Source organism: Rhodoblastus sp., from assembly GCF_041915505.1.
Classification (GTDB): domain Bacteria; phylum Pseudomonadota; class Alphaproteobacteria; order Rhizobiales; family Beijerinckiaceae; genus Rhodoblastus.
Map to the genome: position 1 here is coordinate 1 of NZ_JAYSBG010000519.1, position 1639 is coordinate 1639.

Below are 1639 nucleotides of genomic sequence, written 5' to 3' on the forward strand. Positions count from 1 at the left end.
TTGATATTGGTGGCGTACATGATCGAATTCGGGCGCAGGTTCTTCCCGATCGGCTTGCACAGATAGGGCATGTAGAAACGATTGGCGAAGTCCTGAACCTCCTCCCAATCGTCCGAATTCGTCTTGCAATGCTTCGTGATCGGCCTTCCCTGGGCGTCCAGAAGCAGAGCGCGGTCCAGCGCCAGCATCAGTCTCCTCCCTTTGGCGCGGCCGCCGACGTTCTTTGCGTCGCGATCGGCCGGATCGCCGGTCCCCGGCCGTTTTCGGCCTTCGGCAAGACCGGCCGCCGATTGCATTGGTATTTATAGTCCGCGCCGCTGACAAGCGGGATGCGGCCGCCGGGTGAAGGGCGCCGATCCCGCCGAAGGCCGAAAACGACCGGGCGCCGTCAATATTTGGCCGCGACCTGCTGGTTATGCGTCGGCGCGATCCAGATCGGAATAATCACATTCGCCCAGAACCGGGTGTCGCGGCCGTTGTAATTCCGCTCGGTCACATCGGTGGTCAGCTTGAGCTGGAGATTGACGGGCCCGAAATTATAACCAACGAGGCCGCCGAGCGCGAACTGGCTCTGGCGCGCATAGCCGGCATAGGGGCTGGACAGATCGGTCGAGCCGAAGCCGACGACGCCAGCTTCCCATTTGCCGATGGTCTTGGTCGCGGTCAAATCATAGTTGAACCAGGACGGCGCGAAGGAGCCCGGCGTGGTCCCGTTGCGTCCCGTGCCATAGATCACGGTCGCGGTCAGGTTCCAGCCGTCGTTGAGATAGGTGAGCGCCGCGGCCTGCATGAAGGACGCGAAATTATAGGCGACGCCGATCTGCTCCAGCGGGCCGCTGACCGGCAGATGGACGCCTTCGTGAACGCCGAAATTGAAATGATTGCCGAGATCCCATTTCAGGCTGACCTCGACCAGCGGATTGGCCCAGCCGGCTTTGTTCAGGCCCACCGGATTGTCGATGCTGACCTGGGCGACCGGGGTCGCCACGTCGAAGCCGAGCCGCCCGCCCGCGATGGTCCAGGGCGTCGACCAGATGATCCAGGCCGGCGTCAGCACGCCGAGATCGGTCGCCGGGTTTGTCGAGCGCGCGCCCCAATTGGGCAGCGTCAGATCGTAGACGCCTTCCGGCAAAGGCGCGCCGAGGGCGAGGCCGGTCGTGGTGCCGGGCTGCAGCTCGGAGCCGGCGTGCGCCGGGACGGCCGCGAGCGCGAGCAGCGGCGCGCACGCCAAGGCGATGATGGCATTCTTGCTGGTGTTCACTGTGTCCTCCCATTCCGCCCGGAACGCGTCGTCTGATGCTCCGGCGGCTTGCGCGCCGCGGAGGGGACGTCTTTCCAGGCGGGGAGTCAGTGAATCATCGCGCGCGGCGCCGCGCCGCCCGCGAACGGCGGCCAATGTCCCTGATCGGCGGATTTTTGCGCGCGAGGTAATTGGCTCATGCCGGCGCGCCGCTTGAAACGTTCAAAGAATTGTCAGGCGCGTTCAATACCGCCGCCGGCGACCCGCCTAATTTCGGCAAGCGGGTCAGAACGAACAAGGCCGAAGCCGCGCGCCCTCCCGCAGCGCAAAAGCAGCGCGGCGTTCAGTTGGAGGAATGGCGAACATGAACACAGCGGTTCGGACTATTGGCGGCGTGAC

Annotated in this window: 1 protein-coding gene and 1 pseudogene; both read right to left on the minus strand. The window is 64.5% G+C overall.

What is annotated here, in order from left to right; genetic code table 11:
* Window positions 1-188, minus strand: a pseudogene (locus ACE3S9_RS19335) (AraC family transcriptional regulator); the annotation flags it as partial.
* Between the two features lie 200 nt (window positions 189-388).
* Window positions 389-1261: a transporter gene (locus ACE3S9_RS19340; protein ID WP_374548104.1), complete on the minus strand. Its 873-nt coding sequence runs from the start codon at window positions 1259-1261 to the stop codon at window positions 389-391.
* Between the last annotated feature and the right edge of the window lie 378 nt (window positions 1262-1639).